This window comes from Amycolatopsis lexingtonensis, assembly GCF_014873755.1.
In the GTDB taxonomy this organism is placed as follows: domain Bacteria; phylum Actinomycetota; class Actinomycetes; order Mycobacteriales; family Pseudonocardiaceae; genus Amycolatopsis; species Amycolatopsis lexingtonensis.
Map to the genome: position 1 here is coordinate 9,750,619 of NZ_JADBEG010000001.1, position 19,469 is coordinate 9,770,087.

Annotated in this window: 21 protein-coding genes; 9 read left to right on the forward strand and 12 right to left on the reverse strand. The window is 71.0% G+C overall.

Annotated features, from left to right (window positions below; genetic code table 11):
- Positions 1-125: 125 nt before the first annotated feature.
- A complete protein-coding gene (locus tag H4696_RS45205) occupies positions 126-875 on the forward strand; it encodes a GNAT family N-acetyltransferase (protein ID WP_086862561.1) in 750 nt (249 codons plus the stop codon).
- Positions 875-1,096 carry a translation initiation factor IF-1 gene (infA, locus tag H4696_RS45210; protein ID WP_086862560.1) on the forward strand — a complete coding sequence of 74 codons (222 nt, stop codon included), beginning with the start codon at positions 875-877 and terminating at the stop codon, positions 1,094-1,096. Before H4696_RS45205 ends, infA begins: the two co-directional genes overlap by 1 nt.
- 50 nt (positions 1,097-1,146) lie before the next feature.
- On the opposite strand, the gene H4696_RS45215 is transcribed toward infA, so the two are convergent.
- The 4 genes from H4696_RS45215 to H4696_RS45230 form a co-directional block, all read right to left on the reverse strand.
- Positions 1,147-1,344: a hypothetical protein gene (locus H4696_RS45215; protein ID WP_086862559.1), complete on the reverse strand. Its 198-nt coding sequence runs from the start codon at positions 1,342-1,344 to the stop codon at positions 1,147-1,149.
- Between the two features lie 78 nt (positions 1,345-1,422).
- Positions 1,423-1,884, reverse strand: coding sequence for a phage tail protein (locus tag H4696_RS45220; protein WP_086862558.1), 462 nt, complete (start codon positions 1,882-1,884; stop codon positions 1,423-1,425).
- Between the two features lie 82 nt (positions 1,885-1,966).
- On the reverse strand, positions 1,967-2,629 hold the full coding sequence (locus H4696_RS45225; RefSeq protein ID WP_086862557.1) for a dienelactone hydrolase family protein: 663 nt from the start codon (positions 2,627-2,629) through the stop codon (positions 1,967-1,969).
- Positions 2,626-3,483 (reverse strand): arginase family protein, encoded by an 858-nt coding sequence (locus tag H4696_RS45230; RefSeq protein ID WP_086862556.1) that lies wholly within the window; start codon positions 3,481-3,483, stop codon positions 2,626-2,628. The genes H4696_RS45225 and H4696_RS45230 overlap by 4 nt, the downstream gene beginning before the upstream one ends.
- Positions 3,484-3,548: 65 nt before the next feature.
- Between H4696_RS45230 and H4696_RS45235 the strand changes: the two genes are divergently transcribed.
- The gene (locus H4696_RS45235; protein ID WP_192782895.1) at positions 3,549-4,901 is read left to right on the forward strand and encodes a TrpB-like pyridoxal phosphate-dependent enzyme; all 1,353 of its coding nucleotides are present in this window, start codon (positions 3,549-3,551) and stop codon (positions 4,899-4,901) included.
- A gap of 58 nt (positions 4,902-4,959) precedes the next feature.
- On the opposite strand, the gene H4696_RS45240 is transcribed toward H4696_RS45235, so the two are convergent.
- The gene (locus H4696_RS45240) at positions 4,960-6,234 is read right to left on the reverse strand and encodes a GGDEF domain-containing protein (RefSeq protein ID WP_086861562.1); all 1,275 of its coding nucleotides are present in this window, start codon (positions 6,232-6,234) and stop codon (positions 4,960-4,962) included.
- Positions 6,235-6,443: 209 nt separating this feature from the next.
- Between H4696_RS45240 and H4696_RS45245 the strand changes: the two genes are divergently transcribed.
- A complete protein-coding gene (locus tag H4696_RS45245) occupies positions 6,444-6,701 on the forward strand; it encodes a hypothetical protein (RefSeq protein WP_086861563.1) in 258 nt (85 codons plus the stop codon).
- Positions 6,702-6,731: 30 nt separating this feature from the next.
- On the opposite strand, the gene H4696_RS45250 is transcribed toward H4696_RS45245, so the two are convergent.
- The 3 genes from H4696_RS45250 to araD all read right to left on the reverse strand — a co-directional run bounded on the left by H4696_RS45250 (position 6,732) and on the right by araD (position 11,580).
- On the reverse strand, positions 6,732-7,931 hold the full coding sequence (locus tag H4696_RS45250) for an MFS transporter (RefSeq protein WP_086861564.1): 1,200 nt from the start codon (positions 7,929-7,931) through the stop codon (positions 6,732-6,734).
- Positions 7,932-7,982: 51 nt separating this feature from the next.
- Positions 7,983-9,764, reverse strand: a complete 1,782-nt coding sequence (locus tag H4696_RS45255) for a VanW family protein (RefSeq protein WP_086861565.1) — start codon at positions 9,762-9,764, stop codon at positions 7,983-7,985.
- Positions 9,765-9,867: 103 nt separating this feature from the next.
- Positions 9,868-11,580 carry an L-arabinonate dehydratase gene (araD, locus tag H4696_RS45260; protein ID WP_086861566.1) on the reverse strand — a complete coding sequence of 571 codons (1,713 nt, stop codon included), beginning with the start codon at positions 11,578-11,580 and terminating at the stop codon, positions 9,868-9,870.
- A 77-nt stretch (positions 11,581-11,657) separates the two neighbouring features.
- Here araD and H4696_RS45265 point away from each other — a divergent pair, with 77 nt between their 5' ends.
- The 3 genes from H4696_RS45265 to H4696_RS45275 are packed head-to-tail and all read left to right on the forward strand — an operon-like array spanning position 11,658 to position 13,807.
- Positions 11,658-12,311: a GntR family transcriptional regulator gene (locus H4696_RS45265; protein ID WP_086861567.1), complete on the forward strand. Its 654-nt coding sequence runs from the start codon at positions 11,658-11,660 to the stop codon at positions 12,309-12,311.
- Positions 12,308-12,811, forward strand: a complete 504-nt coding sequence (locus H4696_RS45270; protein ID WP_086861568.1) for a metallophosphoesterase family protein — start codon at positions 12,308-12,310, stop codon at positions 12,809-12,811. Before H4696_RS45265 ends, H4696_RS45270 begins: the two co-directional genes overlap by 4 nt.
- Positions 12,812-12,820: 9 nt before the next feature.
- Entirely contained in the window at positions 12,821-13,807 is a 987-nt protein-coding gene (locus H4696_RS45275; RefSeq protein ID WP_086861569.1) for a PHP domain-containing protein, read from the forward strand.
- Here the strand turns inward: H4696_RS45275 and H4696_RS45280 are convergent.
- The 3 genes from H4696_RS45280 to H4696_RS45290 form a co-directional block, all read right to left on the reverse strand.
- The gene (locus H4696_RS45280) at positions 13,797-14,432 is read right to left on the reverse strand and encodes a L,D-transpeptidase family protein (RefSeq protein ID WP_143265135.1); all 636 of its coding nucleotides are present in this window, start codon (positions 14,430-14,432) and stop codon (positions 13,797-13,799) included. The two genes, H4696_RS45275 and H4696_RS45280, sit on opposite strands and share 11 nt — an antisense overlap.
- Before the next feature lie 39 nt (positions 14,433-14,471).
- Entirely contained in the window at positions 14,472-15,311 is an 840-nt protein-coding gene (locus H4696_RS45285; protein WP_086861570.1) for a chitosanase, read from the reverse strand.
- Positions 15,312-15,559: 248 nt separating this feature from the next.
- Complete coding sequence (locus H4696_RS45290; RefSeq protein ID WP_086861571.1) at positions 15,560-16,150, reverse strand: TetR/AcrR family transcriptional regulator; 591 nt, start codon at positions 16,148-16,150, stop codon at positions 15,560-15,562.
- Between the two features lie 66 nt (positions 16,151-16,216).
- Here H4696_RS45290 and H4696_RS45295 point away from each other — a divergent pair, with 66 nt between their 5' ends.
- On the forward strand, positions 16,217-17,689 hold the full coding sequence (locus tag H4696_RS45295; protein ID WP_086861572.1) for a flavin-containing monooxygenase: 1,473 nt from the start codon (positions 16,217-16,219) through the stop codon (positions 17,687-17,689).
- Positions 17,676-18,518 carry an SDR family oxidoreductase gene (locus H4696_RS45300; protein ID WP_086861573.1) on the forward strand — a complete coding sequence of 281 codons (843 nt, stop codon included), beginning with the start codon at positions 17,676-17,678 and terminating at the stop codon, positions 18,516-18,518. Before H4696_RS45295 ends, H4696_RS45300 begins: the two co-directional genes overlap by 14 nt.
- A 9-nt stretch (positions 18,519-18,527) precedes the next feature.
- Here H4696_RS45300 and H4696_RS45305 read toward each other — a convergent pair whose 3' ends face one another.
- Positions 18,528-19,448 carry a hypothetical protein gene (locus H4696_RS45305; RefSeq protein ID WP_086861574.1) on the reverse strand — a complete coding sequence of 307 codons (921 nt, stop codon included), beginning with the start codon at positions 19,446-19,448 and terminating at the stop codon, positions 18,528-18,530.
- Between the last annotated feature and the right edge of the window lie 21 nt (positions 19,449-19,469).

Here is a 19,469-nt window from a genome sequence, read left to right on the forward strand (position 1 = left end):
TGCCCGAGGAGGTGGGACCCGTGAACGCTGGATCGTTGTGGGTGCTCCCCTCGTTGTCACGGTCTGGCGGCTGACGCAGGGGCCGCCGGGAGCGCTGTGAAGAAGCACTCCCGAAAGGCATTCCCATGAATTCTCTGCATCCCGAACCCGCGGTGGTGATCACGCGGGTGGCGGAACACCAGTGGCACGCACTGTCGGACGACCGCGTGGTCGGCCGCGGCGAAGCGTCCCCGCGCCCCGACGGGCGGCTGTTCCTCAGCATCGACACGTGGCACGACGCGGAGTTCGCGCGCCTCGCGTCCGCGATGCTGCCCGCCCTGCCGAGGCCGCTGTACACCGTCGTCGACGAAGCCGACGAGGGCCTGAAATCCCAGTGGGAGCGCGCCGGTTTCACGACCCGGCGGCGTGAGTGGGAGTACGTCGTGCCCACTTCCCGGGGGACGGTTCCGTCCGATGTGACCATCGCGCCGGCGACGGACCAGGAGCTGCTGCGTTCGCTCGACGACGTCGTCCGCGCGGAGGTGTCCGCTTCGGTCGGGTGGTCTTCGATGCCCGCCGAGGTGCTGCCGCGTCCCGCTGGTGCCTGGGACCTGGCCAAGTACGTCGTGGCTTCGGAGCCCGGCGCCTATGTCGGCATGGTCCGGCTCGGACCGGTGCGGCGCCAGACCCGGATCGGGCTGATCGCGGTCCGCGCCGACCGCCGGCGTCGCGGGATCGGGCGGGCGTTGCTGACCTACGTGCTGGATTCCCTGTGCTGCAAGGGAATCGAGTCCGTTTCGTTCGAGGTCGACGAACGCAACCCGGCGGCGATCGCACTGGCCGACGGCGTGGGAGCGCGTCGAGTGGGCAGCACCGTCGAGCTGGTGGTGCGCTGATGGGCGGCAAGGGAGGGATCGAAGTCGAAGGCACGGTGCTGGAGTGCCTGCGTGACGCGACTTTCCGCGTGGAGCTGGAGAACGGGCACAAGGTGCTCGCGCACATCAGCGGGAAGATCCGGAAGAACTACATCAAGATCCTGCCGTTCGACCGGGTGCTGGTGGAGCTGAGCCCGTACGACCTCAACCGGGGGCGGATCCTGTTCCGGTACCGGAATTGACTCCCCGCCGTCGCCGGGCTCCGGCCTGGCGACGGCGCCCCCGGGGCGGTTCAGTGCATCCCTTCGACCACGCTCACGATGTGCTGCGGGTTGATCGTCCGCGGATTCCCGGGCTGCTTGAAACCCATCGGGAGGGTGATCAGCCCGCCGGTTTTGAGCGCGTTGTCGACGAGCTGCACGAGCTCGCGGAATTCCACGAGCACGCGGTAGGTGGTCCCGTTCGTCATTTCGACCTGGTTGAACGACATCGGCCGGTCCTTTCGTCGGTGATTCGACCGGACTAGGTCGGGCGACGCGGATGCGGTGTTACACGGGGAGCGCTGAAGTCAGTACTCGTTCTTGATGACGAAGTACGAGCCCCGGATCGTGCCCGCCAGCTTCGACTTCTGGCGCGCGAACTTGAACCCCGACAGCTCCGCCGGTACCTCCATCCCCTCCGAAAGCTTGAACCCGACCGCCCGCTTCCCGGAATCCTCGATCGTGTACATCACGTTCACCGACAGCCCGCTCTCGTAAAAGACGTAAGCCATCCGGATCCCCGCCACCTCGAACTCGGTCGCTTCGAGCGCGGGTGACGAAATCACGATCCCGCGCTCCTCGTCGAGAATCCGGTGCACCCACTCGACCGTCGACGGAACTTCGGCCGCGGGGGAAACCGTGAACACGTGGTCGTACTTGTTCTTGAAGTACCGGGCCTCGTTCGCGCGCAGGCCGGCGAGGGCGGCCGCGACCGGGGACGACTCCAGGCCGGTGGTCGAGACGGTGCCGAAGTCCACGGTGTGGGGCATGGCGAGCTCCTCCTGAGTCAGCGTATTCGCTGGTGACGAAGGTAGACCACGGGCGGGTCGACCGCATGGATCCCGAGTACCCCTAAACCGGCAGTGTTCGCCGCAGGAAATCCGTCGTCAGGTCCCAGGCCCGGGCCGCCGCGGCGGGGTGGTGGAACATCGGGGCCACGTGGTTGTGGAACGCGTGGCCGGCGTCCTCCTGCACGTGGATCTCCGCGCCCGGGTGTGCGGCCACCGCGGACTCCACCACCGCCACGTCCGAGCGCGGGATGTACGGGTCCTGGCCGCCGAAGTGGAACTGGATCGGGCACGTCACCCGGGAAAGCTCCCCGATCGACGCCGTCACCGTCGAGCCGTAGAACGACATCGCCGTGTCCGGGTCGCCTTCGGCCGCCGCCGCGAAGGCCAGGGAGCCGCCCAGGCAGAAGCCCAGCAGGCCCACGCCGCCCGTGACCTCGGGCCGGGAACGGAGGTGCGCCATCGTCTCCAGCACGTCCGCGAGTCCCAGCTCCGGGTCGAACGACGCGGCCACCTCCATCGACGCCGCGACGCCGGCTTCGTCGTGGGTCGACGACCAGCCCGGTGCCGTGCGGCGGAACAGTTCCGGGATCGCCACCACGTACCCCGCCGCCGCCAGGTCCGCGGCCACCGAGCGCAGGTAGTCGTCCAGGCCGAAGATCTCCTGGATCAGCACCAGGCCCGGGCCGCGGCCGGACGGCGGGTGCCACATCGGGAGGTCGTTCATCGCAGTGCCCTTTCCAGGATGTCGGCGACCAGGGCGGCCTGGTGGCCGTCCGGGTCGAGGTCGGGGTCGAACACCGTCAGCTCGAAGCCCGCCGCGCCCGGGCGCGCCAGCAGGTCGCGCAGTACCGAAACCAGCGTCGACGGGTCGAGCCCGCCGGGGTCGGGACTGTCCACTGCGGACACGTACGCCGGGTCGAGGACGTCGATGTCCACGTGGACCCAGAAACCGTCCGTGCCGGAAAACGCCGGTGGCACCGGAGCACCGGACATGAGCGCCTCCGACGTCACGTGGGTGATGCCCGCCGCCGCCAGCTGGGCCGACTCGGCGGAGCGCACGCCCAGCACCAGGACGTCCTCGTCGCGGACGTACGGCCGGAGCCCGTCCATGTCGGCGAGGTCGTCCGAGCCGCGGCCGGTCATGATCGCCAGGTCTTCGCCCGCCGCCGCGCCGACGTGCTCGGCGGCGGGCAGGTGGCGGAAGTCGTCGTGGCCGTCGAGGTAGGCGATGCCGTAGCGGCCGGACCGGCGCAGCGCCAGCATCGCGCCCAGCGAGATCGAGCAGTCGCCGCCCAGCACCACCGGGAAGCCGCCCCCGGCGCGGATCGACGCGATCCGGGCCGCGAGCGCGCGGGTGTAGGACGCGATCGCCGCCGCGTTGCGGACGCCGTCGCCCGGCTGCCAGGTGCCCACGTACCGCCCCGGCGTCACGACGCCGGCGTCCGAGGCGCCCAGCCGGTCCAGGATGCCCAGGTCGCGCAGCACTCCCGGCGTCTTGTAGCAGCCGGGCACCGCGCCCTCGGCCGGCGGGCGCAGGCCCAGGTTGGACGGAGCGTCGAGCAGCACCAGGTTCCCCACCGGGTCACCGTACTGGCTCTCGCGCCGGTCGCGTCCTAAGTTGGGAGACCGACCTAGGAGGCGCCGTGGCCGAACGCACCAAGTACATCCTGGACGAAGACGATCTCCCGACGCAGTGGTACAACGTCATCCCGGATCTGCCCGAGCCGCCCCCGCCGCCGCTGCACCCCGGCACGCGCGAGCCGGTCGGGCCGGACGACCTGGCGCCGCTCTTCCCGCAGGCGCTCATCGCCCAGGAAGTGACGACCGATCGCTATGTCGACATCCCGGAGGAGGTCCGGGAGGTCTACCGGCTCTGGCGTCCGTCGCCGCTGTTCCGCGCGCGCCGGCTGGAGAAGGCGCTCGGCACCCCGGCCCGGATCTACTACAAGTACGAAGGCGTCAGCCCGGTCGGCTCGCACAAGCCGAACACCGCGGTGCCGCAGGCGTTCTACAACGCGCAGGAGGGCGTCACCCGGCTGACCACCGAGACCGGCGCCGGCCAGTGGGGGAGCGCGCTCGCGTTCGCCTGCGCCCAGTACGGCCTCGAGTGCGAGGTCTGGCAGGTCCGGGCGTCCTACGACCAGAAGCCCTACCGCAGGCTGATGATGGAGACGTTCGGCGCGACCGTCCACCCCAGCCCGTCCGAGCTGACCGCGTCCGGGAAAGCCATCCTCGCCGAGCACCCGGACTCGACCGGCAGCCTCGGCATCGCGATCAGCGAGGCCGTCGAGCAGGCCGCCCAGGACCCGAACACGCGGTACGCGCTGGGCAGCGTGCTCAACCACGTGCTGCTGCACCAGACGATCATCGGCGAAGAGGCGCTGAAGCAGTTCGAGCTGGCCGGTGACACCCCGGACGTCCTCGTCGGCTGCACCGGCGGCGGCTCCAACTTCGGCGGGCTCGCCTTCCCGTTCCTGCGCGAAAAGCTGGCCGGCCGGATGGACCCGGTGATCCGCGCGGTCGAACCGGCCGCGTGCCCGTCGCTGACGCGCGGCAAGTACGCCTACGACTTCGGCGACACGGCCGGGCTCACGCCGCTGCTCAAGATGCACACGCTCGGCCACGACTTCATCCCGGACCCGATCCACGCGGGTGGCCTGCGCTACCACGGGATGTCGCCACTGATCTCGCACATCTACGAGCTGGGCCTGATCGAGGCGATCGCCATCGGGCAGCAGGAGTGCTTCGCGGCGGGCGTGCGGTTCGCGCGATCCGAGGGCATCATCCCGGCGCCAGAGCCGACGCACGCGCTCGCGGCGTGCATCCAGGAAGCGTTGCGGTGCAAGGAAACCGGTGAGGAGAAGGTCATCCTCACGGCGTTGTGCGGCCACGCGCACCTGGACTTGCCCGCCTACGGCGCTTACCTCGCCGGGGACATGGTGGACAACGAGCTGTCGGCAGCCACCCTCGAGGACTCGCTGACCACGCTGCCGTAGTCCGTGAATGCCACATTGAGGGACACTTGGTCCCTCAATGTGGCATTCACGGACTTGGTCAGAGCACGTCGGGGATTTCGGGGCGCGTGAGTTCGGCGCGCGGGGTGGCCAGGACGACGTGGTCGCGACCGGCGGCCTTCGCCTCGAAGACCGCGTCGTCCGCCGCCTGCAGCAGGATCGTGTAGTCCGTGGCGGTCTCCGGGTACACCGCCGCGCCGATCGACGCGGTCAGGCCGGAGATCACCTCGGGCTTGCCCGGGCGAATCACCGGGACCGCGACCTCGATGCGCGCGATCGCCGTCCGGATGCGGTCGGCGATCGCCACGATCTCCGCGCCCGTGGTGCCCGGGAGGAGGACCACGAACTCGTCGCCGCCGAAGCGGCCCACGTAGTCGCCGCCGCGGACCGAGCCCTGGATCGCCGCCGCGACCGCGCGGAGGACCTCGTCGCCCGCCAGGTGGCCGTTGCCGTCGTCGATGGCCTTGAAGTGGTCGATGTCGATCATCAGGACGCCCGCGGTCGAGGACAGCTCCGCCGCGCGGGCCAGTTCGTTGCGCGCCAGCTGGACCCAGAACTCCGGGGCGAGCAGCGCGGTCTTGGAGTCGGTGCGCGCCGCGGCCTGGAACTGCGGGAGCAGCAGGCCGATGTGCAGCGCCACCGGCGTCACCATGAGCACCGGCAGCAGCCACGGCCGGACCGTCATCACCAGCGCGATGCCGCAGCCGACGCCGACCGCGGCCAGCACGATCAGCACGTCGGACGGGTTGCCGAACGCCTGCCGCGGCGGCTTGCCCGGGTTGCTCATCAGGATCGCGAGGATCACCAGCACGTAGTTGAGCCCGAAGTACACAAGGCCGGACGCCAGCAGCGCCGTCATCCCGCCGAAGCCGTCCAAATAGGGGACGAACGGCGCGACATGACCGGTGCTCGCCCAAAGGACGGCACCTGCGGCGAAACAAGCGAGAATGACGGTGGCCGCGGAGAACACTTTCCGGTGAATCACGCCGCGCCGCTGGTAAACGCGCACCCAGGAATGGGCATAACTGACGATGATGACGAGCGTGGCCAGTGGCGGGGGCAGCAGGAGCAGCCCGGCGAAGATCCAGATCGACTGCAGGTGCATGTGCGGCCGGCCGTCGGCGGCCAGCTCGCGGATACGCTCGATGCGTTGCGCCGCTTCGAGGTGTACGACCTCACCGGCGAGGATCAGTCCACACCAGAGCATCGACTGGGCCGTGATCGGCACCAGCGCGGCGGTGGCGGTGACCACGACCAGCGCCAGCGCGTCGACGATGAGGACATAACCGAACACCGGAGTGGCCAGTTTCCACATCGCCCACGTACGGAGACCTGATCGTGGACGTTCTGAGCTGGGCTTTCGCCCTTGGGACCCGGACAATCCCACGAAACGCCCCTCTTCTCAGGACGGAACTCTTCGCGGAAATCGTCACTGTAATCGAATGAACGCGGTGTGTCACTAGGCCGGTCAGGCTACCGTCCGGTTACGCACCGTGCAAGATCCCTCACGAACAGGAGAGAACCATGTCGCACTTCCTGCCCGCGAACAACATCGTCCCGTCCCGTCGCCGCGCGCAGCGGCCGACCGACTGGACGCGGCAGCTCCCCACCGACTGGACCCGCGCGATCCCGACCGACTGGACCCCGCGGCAGCTGCCGACCGACTGGACCGCCCGCGAACTGCCCACCGACTGGACCGTCCGCGAGCTCCCGACGGATTGGACCCGCCCCGGCGTCTCGTCACCGCTGCCGCAGTGCCCGACCGACTGGACGCGGTCCTGATCCGCACCCGGTGACCGGCGACCGGGCCGGTCACCGGGGATCCGGTTGCGCCCGGCGCCACAGCGAAGCCGCGCCGAACGCCGCCAGCACGCCGATCGCGCCCGCGCCGGCGACCACTCCGTGCGGCGCCGCGCGTTCGGCCGCGAGCCCGGCCAGCACCACGCCCAGCCCCTGCGACACCCGCAGCGCCGTCAGCGCGAAGCCGAACGCCTGCGCGCGCTGGGTGTCCGGGGTCAGCTGGACGAACGTCGTGTTCGCGATCAGGTTGTACGAACTGGCCACACCCGACAGCGTCAGCAGCGTGAGCGTGCCCTCCAGGTTCGGCCGCAGCGCGCAGCCGAGCAGCGCCGCGCACGCGAGCACCGCCAGCGGCCCGAGCAGGCGGGCCCGCCGCGCGGGCGGGATCCGGGACAGCGCCGCCATCCCGAGCACGTTCCCCAGCGCGTAGGCCCCGAGCAGCAGACCGACCACGGCCGCGCCGCCCCCGAGTTCGGCGGCGTAGGGCGCGGCGATCGCCTCGCCCGCGATGTAGGTCCCCGACACGCAGCCCAGCGCCACCAGCGCGAGCCGCCGCCGGTCGCCGGTCACCACGGTCCAGCCCGCGCGGACGTGCCGCCACCAGAGGACGCCGGTGGATTCGCGGGGCGGTCGCGGGTGGACGCCGGTGACCAGGAACAGCGCCGACACCGCGAAGCTCGCCGCGTCCGCCAGCAGCGCGCCGCCGGTGCCGGTGGCCGCGACGAGCAGGCCGCCCAGCGCGAAGCCGGCGACCTGGCCCGCCTGCACCAGCATCATCAGCAATCCCATGCCTGGCACGAAGGTTTCGCCCGGCAGCACCTGCGGCAGCAGCGCCGCGCGCGCGGCGTTCCAGACCGGGTTGAACAGCTGGACGCCGACCAGCAGCGCCGCCACCGGCGGCAGCGGGAGGCCGGGCACCGCCATCACGGCCACCGCGACCGCGCGCAGGACGTCCGTCGCGACCATCACCGTCCGCGGCGGGTACCGGTCGGCCAGCCCGGACAGCAGCGGGCCGCCCACGAGGTCCGGCAGGAACGTCAGCGCGTACGTCAGCGCGGCCCAGCCCGGCGAAGCCGTGCGGTCGTACACCAGGATCGACAGCGCGACGCGCGCCAGCTGGTCACCGGTGACCGAGACCAGCTGGGCGGAGAACAGCGCCCGGAACTCGGTCACGCCGAGGACGTCCCGGAACCCGACCGCGCGTGCCGTCATGGACACCCAGGGTACCGTGACGAACGCTCAGCGTGAACGTCCGTTAGGAGGTCACTGCCCCTCGCCGCACGTGATTTTCGGCTGCGGGTTGTAGTGGACCGTCCGGGTCGAGCGGCTGACCTCACGGCCGGTGGCGGCGTCCTTGAGCACGCGGGTGTCGGTCGTGGTGAACCCGGGCGCGCCGTTGGACGCGTGGCAGTTCTCCTTCGGGCCCGGCTTGGGCTGCGGGTCGCTCGGGTTCGAACGGCCGCCGGGGATCGACTCGACGGTGTAGCGCTTGGTGCCCCACAGCTTCACGGTGATCGACGTCGGCGACCAGATCGCCTGGATCGCGATGCCGGTCGGCGAGTCGTTGGTGAACTTGAGGTCGATCACGCTGGACCCGTTGGGGTTCTGGAACACCGTCGCCTCGCGCGCGGCGGGGTAGCGGCTGATGTAGTAGCTGTGCTCCTTGTGCCCCGCGTCCTTCATGCCCGCGAAGTAGGACGCGTTGTACAGCGTGGTCGCGAACTGCGAGATGCCGCCGCCGACCTCGCGGCCCGGGGCGCCGTCCTTGATCACGCCCGCCTCGACGTAGCCCTGCGCCTTGCCGCGCGGGCCGGTGAACCCGTTGAGGCTGAAGGTTTCCCCCGGCTTGACGATGGCGCCGTTCACCTTCTGCGCGACGACGCGGATGTTGGTGCCGGAGTCGGGCGCGAAGCTCCCGGTGGTGAACTCGCCGACGACCTCCTTCACGCCCAGCTGGTTCGCCTGCTCGGTCGTCACCTTGGCCGGCGCGTCCTTGTAGATCGCCGGCACCTCGCGGCCGTCGGTCTTCTTGAGGACGTCGGGCAGCGGCTTGAGGCTCGGGTCCCAGTCGATCGTCCGGCCGTCGGTGGAGGGGTCGACCGTGGGCTTGCCGCCCTCGAAGATGATGGTCGCCTCCTTGCCCTCCTTCTCGGTGGACTTCAGCTGCGGCCCGGCCGCTTCGACGATCTTGGCGTTGTCGATCTTCGGGTTCAGCCCGCCGCCCTCGGCCGGCTCGAACGTGATCGCCGCGGCGATGGCCTCCGGCTTCACGGTGGCGTTCTTGCCTTCGCCCTTGACCACCAGCGGGCCCGACACGGCGGGGCGCGCGAACTGGTCCAAAGCGGCCTGGACGCCTTCAGGGGTGGTGCGGACCGGCGTGCTCGTCACCGGCAGCGCGAGCGTCTCGCCACGCGCCCAGTGCTCGACGACGGCGGCGCTCGCGGCCGGCACGTCGAGCTTCTGCCCGGCCTTCGGCGGCACGGCGACCGGGTTCGCGCCCTCGAACTTCACGGTGCCTTCGACGGGATCGCGGTCGACCTGGCCGCGCAGCTGCTCCAGCGCGGTGGTGAGCTTGGCGTCCTCGGCGTGGCTGACGACGCCGACCTCGCGGTCGGAGAACAGCGACGCCAAGCGCGTGAACGGGTTCAGCGGCTGCTCGCCGGCCTGGTCGAGGGTTCGCGGCCAGTCGAGCTTCAGCCCGGCGAGGGTCGGTGACAGCGTGCTCTGGACGTCGCCGGCCGTCACGGCCAGCGGACGGGTGAGCCGCGGTTCGATCCGGCCGCGCAGCTCCTGCTCGGCGGCGGCGCGGTCCATCCCGCCGACGTCGACGCCGGCCACGGTCACCCCGCGCGGCACGCTGCCCTGGCTGACCAGCAGGTCGACGCCGTAGGCGACGACGAGGAAACCGAACACCCCGCCCGCGATCCAGCCGGCTTTGCGCAGGTTGCGCTGCTTCGGGGGCGTGGCTTCCGGCTCGGGCCGGACGACCGGAAGGACGTCCGTCTGCTCACCGTGTGACTCGGGCCAGCGCGGTTCGTACGGCAACTCTCCACCCCTTCAACGCGGCACCGGATCGCGCCGGTGACGGGCTCAGCGTACGGGGCACCCGGACAAGCCGTACGACTCGCCCTAACGGGGGATGAACCGGTCACCGCGCGTCGGGTTCGGGGTTGTGGCCGGCCCGCGCCAGGAAGTCGAAGTCGCAGCCTTCGTCCGCCTGGGTGATGTGTTCGCTGTAGAGCGCGCCGTAGCCGCGTTCGAACCGCGGTGCCGGCGGTGTCCACTCCGCACGGCGCCGGTCCAGCTCCTCATCGGACACTTCGAGCCGCAGGACGCGCGCGGGAACGTCCAGGGTGATCAGGTCGCCGTCGCGGACCAGCGCGAGCGGGCCGCCCACGTGCGACTCCGGGGCGACGTGCAGCACGCAGGCGCCGTAGCTGGTGCCGCTCATCCGCGCGTCCGAAATCCGGACCATGTCGCGCACCCCGGCCGCGAGCAGGTGCTTCGGGATCGGCAGCATGCCGTACTCGGGCATGCCGGGGCCGCCGAGCGGACCCGAACCGCGCAGGACGAGCACGGCGTCCGCGGTGATCGCCGGGTCGTCGATCCGCTTCTTGAGATCGGCGTAGTTCTCGAACACCACGGCCGGGCCGGTGTGCGTGAGCAGGTGCGGCTCGGCCGCGATGTGCTTGATGACCGCACCCGACGGCGCCAGGTTGCCGTGCAGCACCGCGACCCCGCCTTCGGCCGCCACCGGGTTGTCCCGCGGCCGGATGACGTCGTCGTTGTGCACCTGCGCGGCGGCGAGGTTCTCGCCGAGCGTGCGGCCGGTGACGGTGGGACGGTCGGGGTGCAGCAGGTCGGTCAGCCGCGAGAGCAGGCCGGGCAGGCCGCCCGCGTAGTAGAAGTCCTCCATCAGCCAGTCGCCGCCGGGGCGGATGTTCGCCAGCACCGGCACGCGCCGCGCGATCGCGTCGAAGTCGGCCAGCGACACCGGGATCCCGCTGCGCCCGGCCATCGCGATCAGGTGGATCACGGCGTTGGTCGAGCCGCCCAGCGCCAGCACCGTGGTGATCGCGTCGGCGTAGGCGCGCTTGTCCAGCACCTGCGTGAGGGTCAGGTCCTCCCAGACCATGCCGACGATCCGCGCGCCGCTCGCCGCGGCCATCCGGTGGTGCGCCGAGTCGACGGCGGGGATCGACGCGGCGCCCGGCAGCGTCACGCCGAGCACCTCCGCGGCCGACGTCATCGTCGACGCCGTCCCCATCGTCATGCAGTGGCCCGGCGACCGCGCGAGACCACGCTCCAGTTCGGACATTTCGGCGTCGCCGATCAGCCCGGCGCGCTTGTCGTCCCAGTACTTCCACATGTCCGTGCCGCTGCCGAGGACCTCGTCGCGCCAGTGCCCGCGCAGCATCGGCCCGGCGGGCACGAAGATCGCGGGCAGCCCGGCGCTCGCCGCGCCCATCAGCAACGCCGGCGTCGTCTTGTCGCAGCCGCCCATCAGGACGGCGCCGTCGATCGGGTAGGACCGCAGGATCTCCTCGGTCTCCATGGCGAGGAGGTTGCGGTAGAGCATCGGCGTCGGCTTCTGGTACGTCTCCGACAGCGTCGCGACCGGGAACTCGAGCGGGAAGCCGCCGGCCTGCCAGACGCCGCGCTTGACCTGCTCGGCGCGCTCGCGCAGGTGCATGTGGCAGGGGTTGATGTCCGACCAGGTGTTGAGGATGCCGATGACCGGCTTGCCGAGGTGCTCTTCCGGGTTGTACCCCAGCTGGCGGCTGCGGGCGCGGTGGCTGAAATCGCGCAGTTCGCCGCCGCCGAACCAGCGGTGGCTGCGGAGTTCCTCGGGCGTCTTCATGCGATCCAGTATGGCATCTGATATATGATCTCGCGGGCCTGGTTGAATGGGGGCCGACACCAGCGAGGGAGTGCGCCATGACCGGGACGTTCAGCTTGCCGGCCTCGCGGACCGAAGTGGTCCTGGAGGAGATCCGGCGCGGCATCCTCACTCGCGAGCTGGTGCCCGGCCAGCCGCTGGTCGAAGCGGAGCTGGCCGCGCGCCTCGGCGTGTCCAAGACGCCGGTCCGCGAAGCGCTCAAGGTGCTCTCCAACTCCGGCCTGGTGACCTTCAGCCCGTACAAGGGCGCTTCCGTGGTCACGGTCGACGCCGAGCTGGCGAAGTCGGTCTACGACGTCCGGACGGTGCTCGAGCCGGAAGCCGTCCGGCGGACCGTGCAGCAACGCGACCCGGCCCTGCTCGAAGACGCGGCCGAGGCGCTGAAGGAGGCGTCGGCGGCGATCGCGGACAAGGACCAGGCCGCGCTCAGCCTGCTGAACCGCCGGTTCCACCGCGCCCTCTACCGCGGCTGCGGCAACCCGCTCATGGTCAGCATCCTCGACGACCTCAAGGACCGCGCGGCGCTGATCAGCGTCGTCGGCTGGGAAGCCAACCCCAGCTGGAAGAAGGAGTGGAACGAGCACAAGGCGGTGCTCGCGGCGGCCAAGAAGGGCGACGCCGACGGCGCCGCGGCCCTGCTGCGCGACCACATCGGCGGGTTCCTGGAACGGGTGCTCAAGGCCATCGGATGAGGCTCCTGCTGATCTCCGACACCCACCTGCCGGCCCGCGCCCGCGAGCTGCCCGCGCAGGTGTGGGACGAGGTCGCGGCCGCGGACGTCGTCGTGCACGCGGGCGACTGGGTCGAGGTCGCCTTGCTCGACGAGCTGGAAGCGCGCAGCGAGCGGCTGATCGGCGTCTACGGCAACAACGACGGCGCCGACCTGCGGGCACGGCTCCCCGAGATCGCCCGCGCGGACCTCGGCGGCGTGCGTTTCGCCGTGATCCACGAGACCGGCTCGAAGCAGGGCCGTGAGCAGCGGTGCGCCGCGCAGTTCCCGGACACGGACGTGCTCGTCTTCGGCCACAGCCACATCCCGTGGGACACGGTGGCGCCGTCCGGCCTGCGGCTGCTCAACCCCGGTTCGCCGACCGACCGGCGCCGCCAGCCGTTCTGCACGTACCAGACCGCGCGCGTCGAGAACGGCGCGCTGGTGGATGTCGAGCTGCATCAACTGCCTCCGAGGGGGTAGACAGGTCCCATGGATCCGGCATGGGCCTTGCGGGAGATCGCGTTCCAGCTCGAACGCGCGGGGGAACCGACCTACCGCGTCCGGGCGTTCCGGAACGCGGCCGCGACCGTCGACAAGACCGACGCTGCGCAGCTGGCCTCGATGGCGGAGAACGGCACGCTGACCTCGCTGCCCGGCATCGGGAAGGCGACCGCCGGGGTCATCGAGGACGCGCTGGCCGGGCGCGATCCGGCGTACCGCGCCAAGCTCGTCGAGAAGAAGCTGCCGGACGGCGAGCCGCTGCGGTCGGCGCTGCGCGGGGACTGCCACACCCATTCGGACTGGTCGGACGGCGGCAGCTCGATCGGTGACATGGCCGTCGCCGGGCGGGACCTCGGCCACGAGTGGATGGTGCTGACCGACCACTCGCCGCGGCTGACCGTCGCGAACGGGCTCTCACCGGACCGGCTGCGGACGCAGATGCAGATCGTCGCCAAGGCCAACGAGCTGATGGCGCCGTTCCGGCTGCTGCACGGCATCGAGGTCGACATCCTCGACGACGGGTCCCTCGACCAGGAGGACGAACTGCTGGGGCAGCTCGACTTCGTCGTCGCGAGCGTGCACTCGAAGCTGAAGATGCCGGCGAAGGACATGACCCGACGGATGGTCGCGGCGGTCCGGAACCCGCGCACGCGGGTGCTCGGGCACTGCACCGGCCGGCTGGTCGTCGGCCGCGGCCGTCCCGAGTCGGAGTTCGACGCCGAAGCCGTGTTCACCGCGTGCCGCGAGAACGGCGTCGCGGTCGAAATCAACTCGCGGCCGGAGCGGCTCGACCCGCCGATGCGCCTGCTGCGGCTGGCCGCGGAGCTCGGCTGCGACTTCACCATCGACAGCGACGCGCACGCGCCGGGCCAGCTCGACTGGCTGGGCTACGGCTGCGAGCGGGCGATCAAGGCGGGCATCGGCCCCGAGCGGATCCTCAACACCCGCACGGCCGACGAGCTGGTCAGCCGCTGATCTCGATGACCGGGTGCCGCGCCGGGTCGAGCCACCGCAGGAGCTCCGCCAGGTCCGCGCCGGCGATCGCGACGCAGCCCGCGGTCGGCTTCCCGTCGGTGACGTGCAGGAAGAACGCCGAGCCCGCGCCCGGCACGACCGGCGAGCGGTTGTAGTCGATGACGACGGCGTTGGCGTAGACCGGGCCCGCCTTGCCGAGGTTCTCGCCGGCGGCCTCGTCGAACGGGCACCTGCCGGGCGCGCACGCGAAGTGCGTGTTGTAGTGCGGGGAAGCGACGTCGGAAACCCACCAGTCCGAGGTGGTGACCTCACGGTAGGGCAGCCGGGTTTCGGCCGGTTCGGTGCCGAACGCCTCGGTGAGCGGCCAGACGCCGGCCGGCGTGCGAGACGTCGACTCGCTCGCCTGCCCGACGCCGTTCTTCCCGACGTGCGCGGGCACCGGCCCGTAGGCCTTCGTCCACTCGCTCCCGGTGCGCTGCCACGCCGTGAGCACGGCGGTGGTCGCACCCGGCGAGCCGGCGCGGACGGTGATCCGCTGCTCGGGCCCCGGCTGCTCCGGAGTGCCCGCGCCGCTGGTCAGCAGCGCGGCCGCGGCCAGCGTGACACCGAAGGATCTCCTGCGCATACCGGAGAGCCTAACGGTGCCACGCGGGCCGCGCCGGGCTCAGTTGATGGTGTAGGAGTCGCCGTAGACCTTCCACTTCAGCGGCGTGTGCAGGTCGAAGTTGCCCGCGTTGAGGAACACCAGCTGCTCGGTGTCGACGCGCGAGGTGTCGGCGTGCGCCTCTTCCTGCTTCATGATCACCTTGCGGGCGGCGAAGAACGCCTTGAGGTACGTCGCCTCGTCGCCGCCCTGCGCCGGGGTCTTCGCCTTCTTCATCGCGGCCTTGCGGATGCCGCCGAAGCTGTCGGAGCTGTCGCCGGGGCCGTGCATGACGATGGCGTCGTAGTAGGCGAACTGGCCGAGGTTGCTGAGGCCGTCGGACTTCCCCTGGCTCACGGCGGGGTTGAAGTAGACGCGGTCGCGCTCGTTGTTCTGCGCGGTCTGGAACGCGCTGGTGGCCGCGGCCTGCTTCCACGCGCTCTCAAAGGCCGAGCCGAGCCCGCTGTGCGAGTCGGTGCCGTTCACCTTGCGCAGCGCGGGAAGGAACTTCGCGAGCGGGTTGTCCGGCACGGAATTCGTGTAGGCCTCGACGAGTTCGAGCATGTCACCGGTGCCGGAGCAGAACCCGATGATGCCGGCGGTGTACCCGCGGCCGTCGCCGATGTCCTCGATGTACTTGTACTGCGCTTTCCAGTCCAGCGACGAGTTTTCCGCGCTGGAGACCAGCTTCATCGCGATCTCCTTCTTCGCCGGCGCCGACAGGTCACCGACGGCGCGGGCGGTCGCGCTGGTCAAGTTGGTCGTTTCGTTCGCGGCGATCGCGGGAGTGGTGATCACGAGGGCGGCCACGGAGGCCGCGCCGAGCGCGCCGACGAGAACCGGCCGCAACTTCTTGCTCATGGGAGGGAAACCCTTTCCGCGGGGTACGGGTGGTGGGTGGAGCTGCGGCGTAGCGACACGGTAGCGAAGAGTCAGCGGGGTTCACAAGAGGCGGAATTCGTTCATGTTCGTGAACGGTCCAGACCATCGGGAGGGGTCCGCAAAGGACGGTGTCCCGCGGTGTCTTGAATGACTCATTCAAGACCTCCGAAGACCTGAATGAGTCATTCAAGACGTCGGCGAAGCCGTCGCCGCGGGCGGAAACGCGGTCAGCGAACCCCGGCGAAAAGCCTGATCACGTCCGGCAGCACGCTCACCGGGATCGTCGGGTCGATCGCCCGCTGCACGCCCAAGCCGATGCCCAGACTGAGCAACGCCGTCGCGGCATCGTCAGCGGACATCGGGAGCGTGATCCCGAAGCGCTCGGCATACCCCGTCAACAGGCCGGCGATGGTCTCGCGGATCGCCTTGTCCCGCGCGGCCAGCTCGGCCCGCACGTGCGGATCGCGGCGGGCGTTGGTGGCGAACTCGACCTCCAGTGCCGTCCACGCCTCGTCGCCGATGCTGCGTTCGGCCCACGCCTGGAACGCCGTGAGCAGCCCTTCCATCCCCTCCGCACCGGCCAGCGCTTCGGCGACCAGTGCGACCTGCTCGTCGTGGATCCGGTCGAGCACCGCGAGGCAGAGCTCGTCCTTGCTGCGGAAGTTCGAGTACACCGCGCCCTTCGAGTAGCCGGCCTCGTCCGCGACCTTCTCCAGCGACGTCACCGAGTAGCCGTCGCGCAGGAAGAGCTGCTTGGCGGTGTCGATCAGCTGCTGCCGGGTGCGCGCCTGGCTTTCCGCGCGGGTGAGTCGGGCCATGCGTGCACTCTAGCGAGGTCCGGAATCGGGGTACCGTCAGTATCGAGATACTGTTAGTCTCCGAAAATGGACCAACGCCACTTCGAAGTCCTCGTCGTCGGAGCCGGGGCGTCGGGGCTGGGTGCCGCCATCCGCCTCGGTCAGGCCGGGGTCACCGACCTCGCCGTGCTGGAGAAGGCGGACGCGCTCGGCGGCACCTGGCGCGACAACACCTACCCGGGCTGCGCTTGCGACGTCCCCTCCGCGCTGTACTCGTATTCGTTCGCGCCGAACCCGGAGTGGACGCGCGCGTTCGCCGGGCAGCCGGAGATCCGGGCGTACCTGCGCGAGACGGCCGCGCGGTTCGGCGTCACGGAGAAGATCCGGTACGGCGTCGAGGTCACGCGCGCGCAGTGGAATCCGCAGGACTCTTTGTGGGAGCTGGAAACGACGGCCGGGCCGTACACCGCGCGGATCCTGGTCGCCGGCACCGGGCCGTGGCACGAGCCGAAGATCCCGGCCCTGCCCGGGCTCGCCGATTTTCCCGGTGAGGTCTTCCATTCCGCGCGCTGGAACCACGATTACGACCTGGCGGGCAAGCGCGTCGCGGTGATCGGCACCGGCGCGTCCGCGGTGCAGTTCGTGCCCGAGATCGTGCCGCGGGTGGCGGAGCTGCACCTGTTCCAGCGCACCGCGCAGTGGGTGCTGCCGAAGCCCGACCACCCCGTCCCCGGCGTCGAACGGTTCCTGCTGCGGCGGTTCCCGGCGCTGCAGCGGGCGTTGCGCAGTGCCGAATACGGCGCGATGGAGACGCTCGGGTTCGGCTTCCGGCACCCGTGGCTGCTGCGGCAGGTGCAGCGGATCGGGCTCGCGCACCTGCGGCTGACCGTGCGGGATCCGTTGCTGCGCAAGGCGTTGACGCCGGACTACACGCTCGGGTGCAAGCGGCTCCTGATGTCCAACACGTACTACCGTTCGCTCACCGCGTCCCATGTGGACGTTCACCCGACGGGTGTTTCGGCCGTGCGGGACGGTCGCGTGCTCGGCGCGGACGGCTCGTCGGCCGAGGTCGACGCGATCATCTTCGGCACCGGCTTCCACATCCTCGACATGCCGGTGTCGGCGCGCGTGTTCGACGGCGACGGCCGCAGCCTCGACGACCACTGGAAGGGCAGCCCACGGGCGTACCTCGGGACGACGGTCGCCGGCTTCCCCAACCTCTACCTGCTGCTGGGTCCGAGCCTCGGCACCGGGCACTCGTCGGCGTTCATGATCATGGAAGCCCAGCTGCGGCACGTGGTGGCGGCGGTGACCCGGACGTTGCGCTCGGGGTGGGCGTCGGTGTCGGTGCGCCCGGACGTCCAGGAGGCGTTCAACGCGGACGTCCAGGCGGCGCTGCCGGGCACGGTCTACCAGTCCGGCGGGTGTTCGAGCTACTACACGGACGTCAACGGGCGCAACAGTTTCAGCTGGCCGTTCTCGACGGGACGGCTGCGGTCGCAGGTGGGTGCGTTCGACGAGGCGGACTACGAAATCAGGAGGGCCCATGCGGTTCGGTGACGGCTACCCGGCGATCGACCCGCGCGGGGCGGTCGTCGCGATCACCGGCGGCGCGCGGGGGATCGGCCGCGCCACGGCGGCGGAGTTCGCCGCGCGCGGGGCCACGGTGTGCGTCGGCGACCTGGATACCGTGCCGATCGCCGACGCGCACAGCTTCCCGCTCGACGTCACCGTGCGCGACTCCTTCGACGCGTTCACCGCCGGGGTGATCGAGCGGTTCGGGCGGATCGACGTGCTGGTCAACAACGCCGGCGTGATGCCGCTCGGGGACTTCCTCGAGGAACCGGACGCCGTCGGCCGGACCACTTTGGCCGTCAATGTGCAAGGGCTGGTGCACGGCCTGCGCTCGGTGCTGCCGGGGATGATCGCGCGCGGGCGGGGGCACGTGGTGAACGTGGCGTCGATGGCGGGGAAGATCCCGCTGCCGGGCATGGCGGTGTACAACGCGAGCAAGTTCGCGGCGGTCGGCCTGACGGCGGCGGTCCGCCGCGAGTACGCGGCGACGGGGGTGAGCGTCAGCGCGGTGCTGCCCGGCGCGGTGCGGACCGAGCTGTCTTCGGGCGTGCGGCTCGGCGGCGCACTGCCCACAGTGGACCCGGAAGACGTGGCGAAGGCGATCGCGGGCACGCTGCGGACCCGCCGCGCGGAGACGGCGGTGCCGAGGTGGCTGGCTGGCTGGGACCTGCTGGCCGCGCTCACGCCGGAGCCGGTGATGAGGTGGGCCCGCGACTTGATCGGCGACGACCGAGCGCTGACGGAGCTGGACCCGGCGGGCAGGGCGGCTTACGTCGGCCGGGTCGCGGCGCAAGTCAAGTCGCAAGCCCGGTAGCGCGCGGGGTCAATCCCACTCCCAGACCATCCCGTACACCCCCGGCTGGGCGTCCAGCACCGCGATGTGGCTGGTCAGGCTCGGCCCCACCGGCAGCTCCCGCGACCGCTCCCCACCGGCCGAACCCTCGCGCGGGTGGTGGTAGCGGTAGCACCGCACCGGCACCGCCGCCGGGTCGAAAGCCGCCTGCAGCACGATCTGACGGGCCGGCGCGCGCACGCCGAACTGCAGGTAACTCGTCTCCGGCGGCGTCCCTTCGTACCCGAACTCGAAGTCGAACACGTACGTCTCGCCCGCGCGCAGCGGGTAGTCGAAGCGCAGCTCCACGGCCACCAGCTCGGACGCCGGGTCGCGGCGGACGCGGCCGGGGCGGCAGCAGTTCGTCGCGCGCAGCACCGGCTGGTGGCCGCCGCCGGTCTGGGGGCGGAAGAACGAGACCCAGCGGTCGACGCCGTCCTCGCGGCTGGTCACCACCAGTTCCGAGCGGACCGAACGCTCGGTGCGATCCGGGCCGAGCGTCGCGCGCTGGTGGACCGAAGCCAGCGCCAAGCGGGCGTTGCCGTCGAGGTCGATGCCGTCGCACGCGGCCAGCTCCGTCGGCTCGGAACCCAGTGCGCTCGCCAGGCTGACGCCGCCGGGCCACGGCGAACGCTCGCGGGGGCGCGCGGCCAACGTCGTCAACGCGTCCGCGGGCAGCCCGAGGCAGCCTTCCGCGACGCCGACCGCGTGCAGCGAGCGGTGCCCTTCCGGGTGACGACGGCCGCGGCGCCAGTAGCTCAGCGTCGCGAGGCTGACCTGGGCGCCGTGCGTGGCCATCCGGCGCTGCAGGGCTTCCAGGCTCAGGCCGCGGTGCCGGATCGCCGCGTCGAACGCCACGGCGAACGGTCCTTCGCGGACCGCGGTGGCGACGTCGGACGGCAGCGCTTCCATCGGGTAAGCATGAATTCTCGC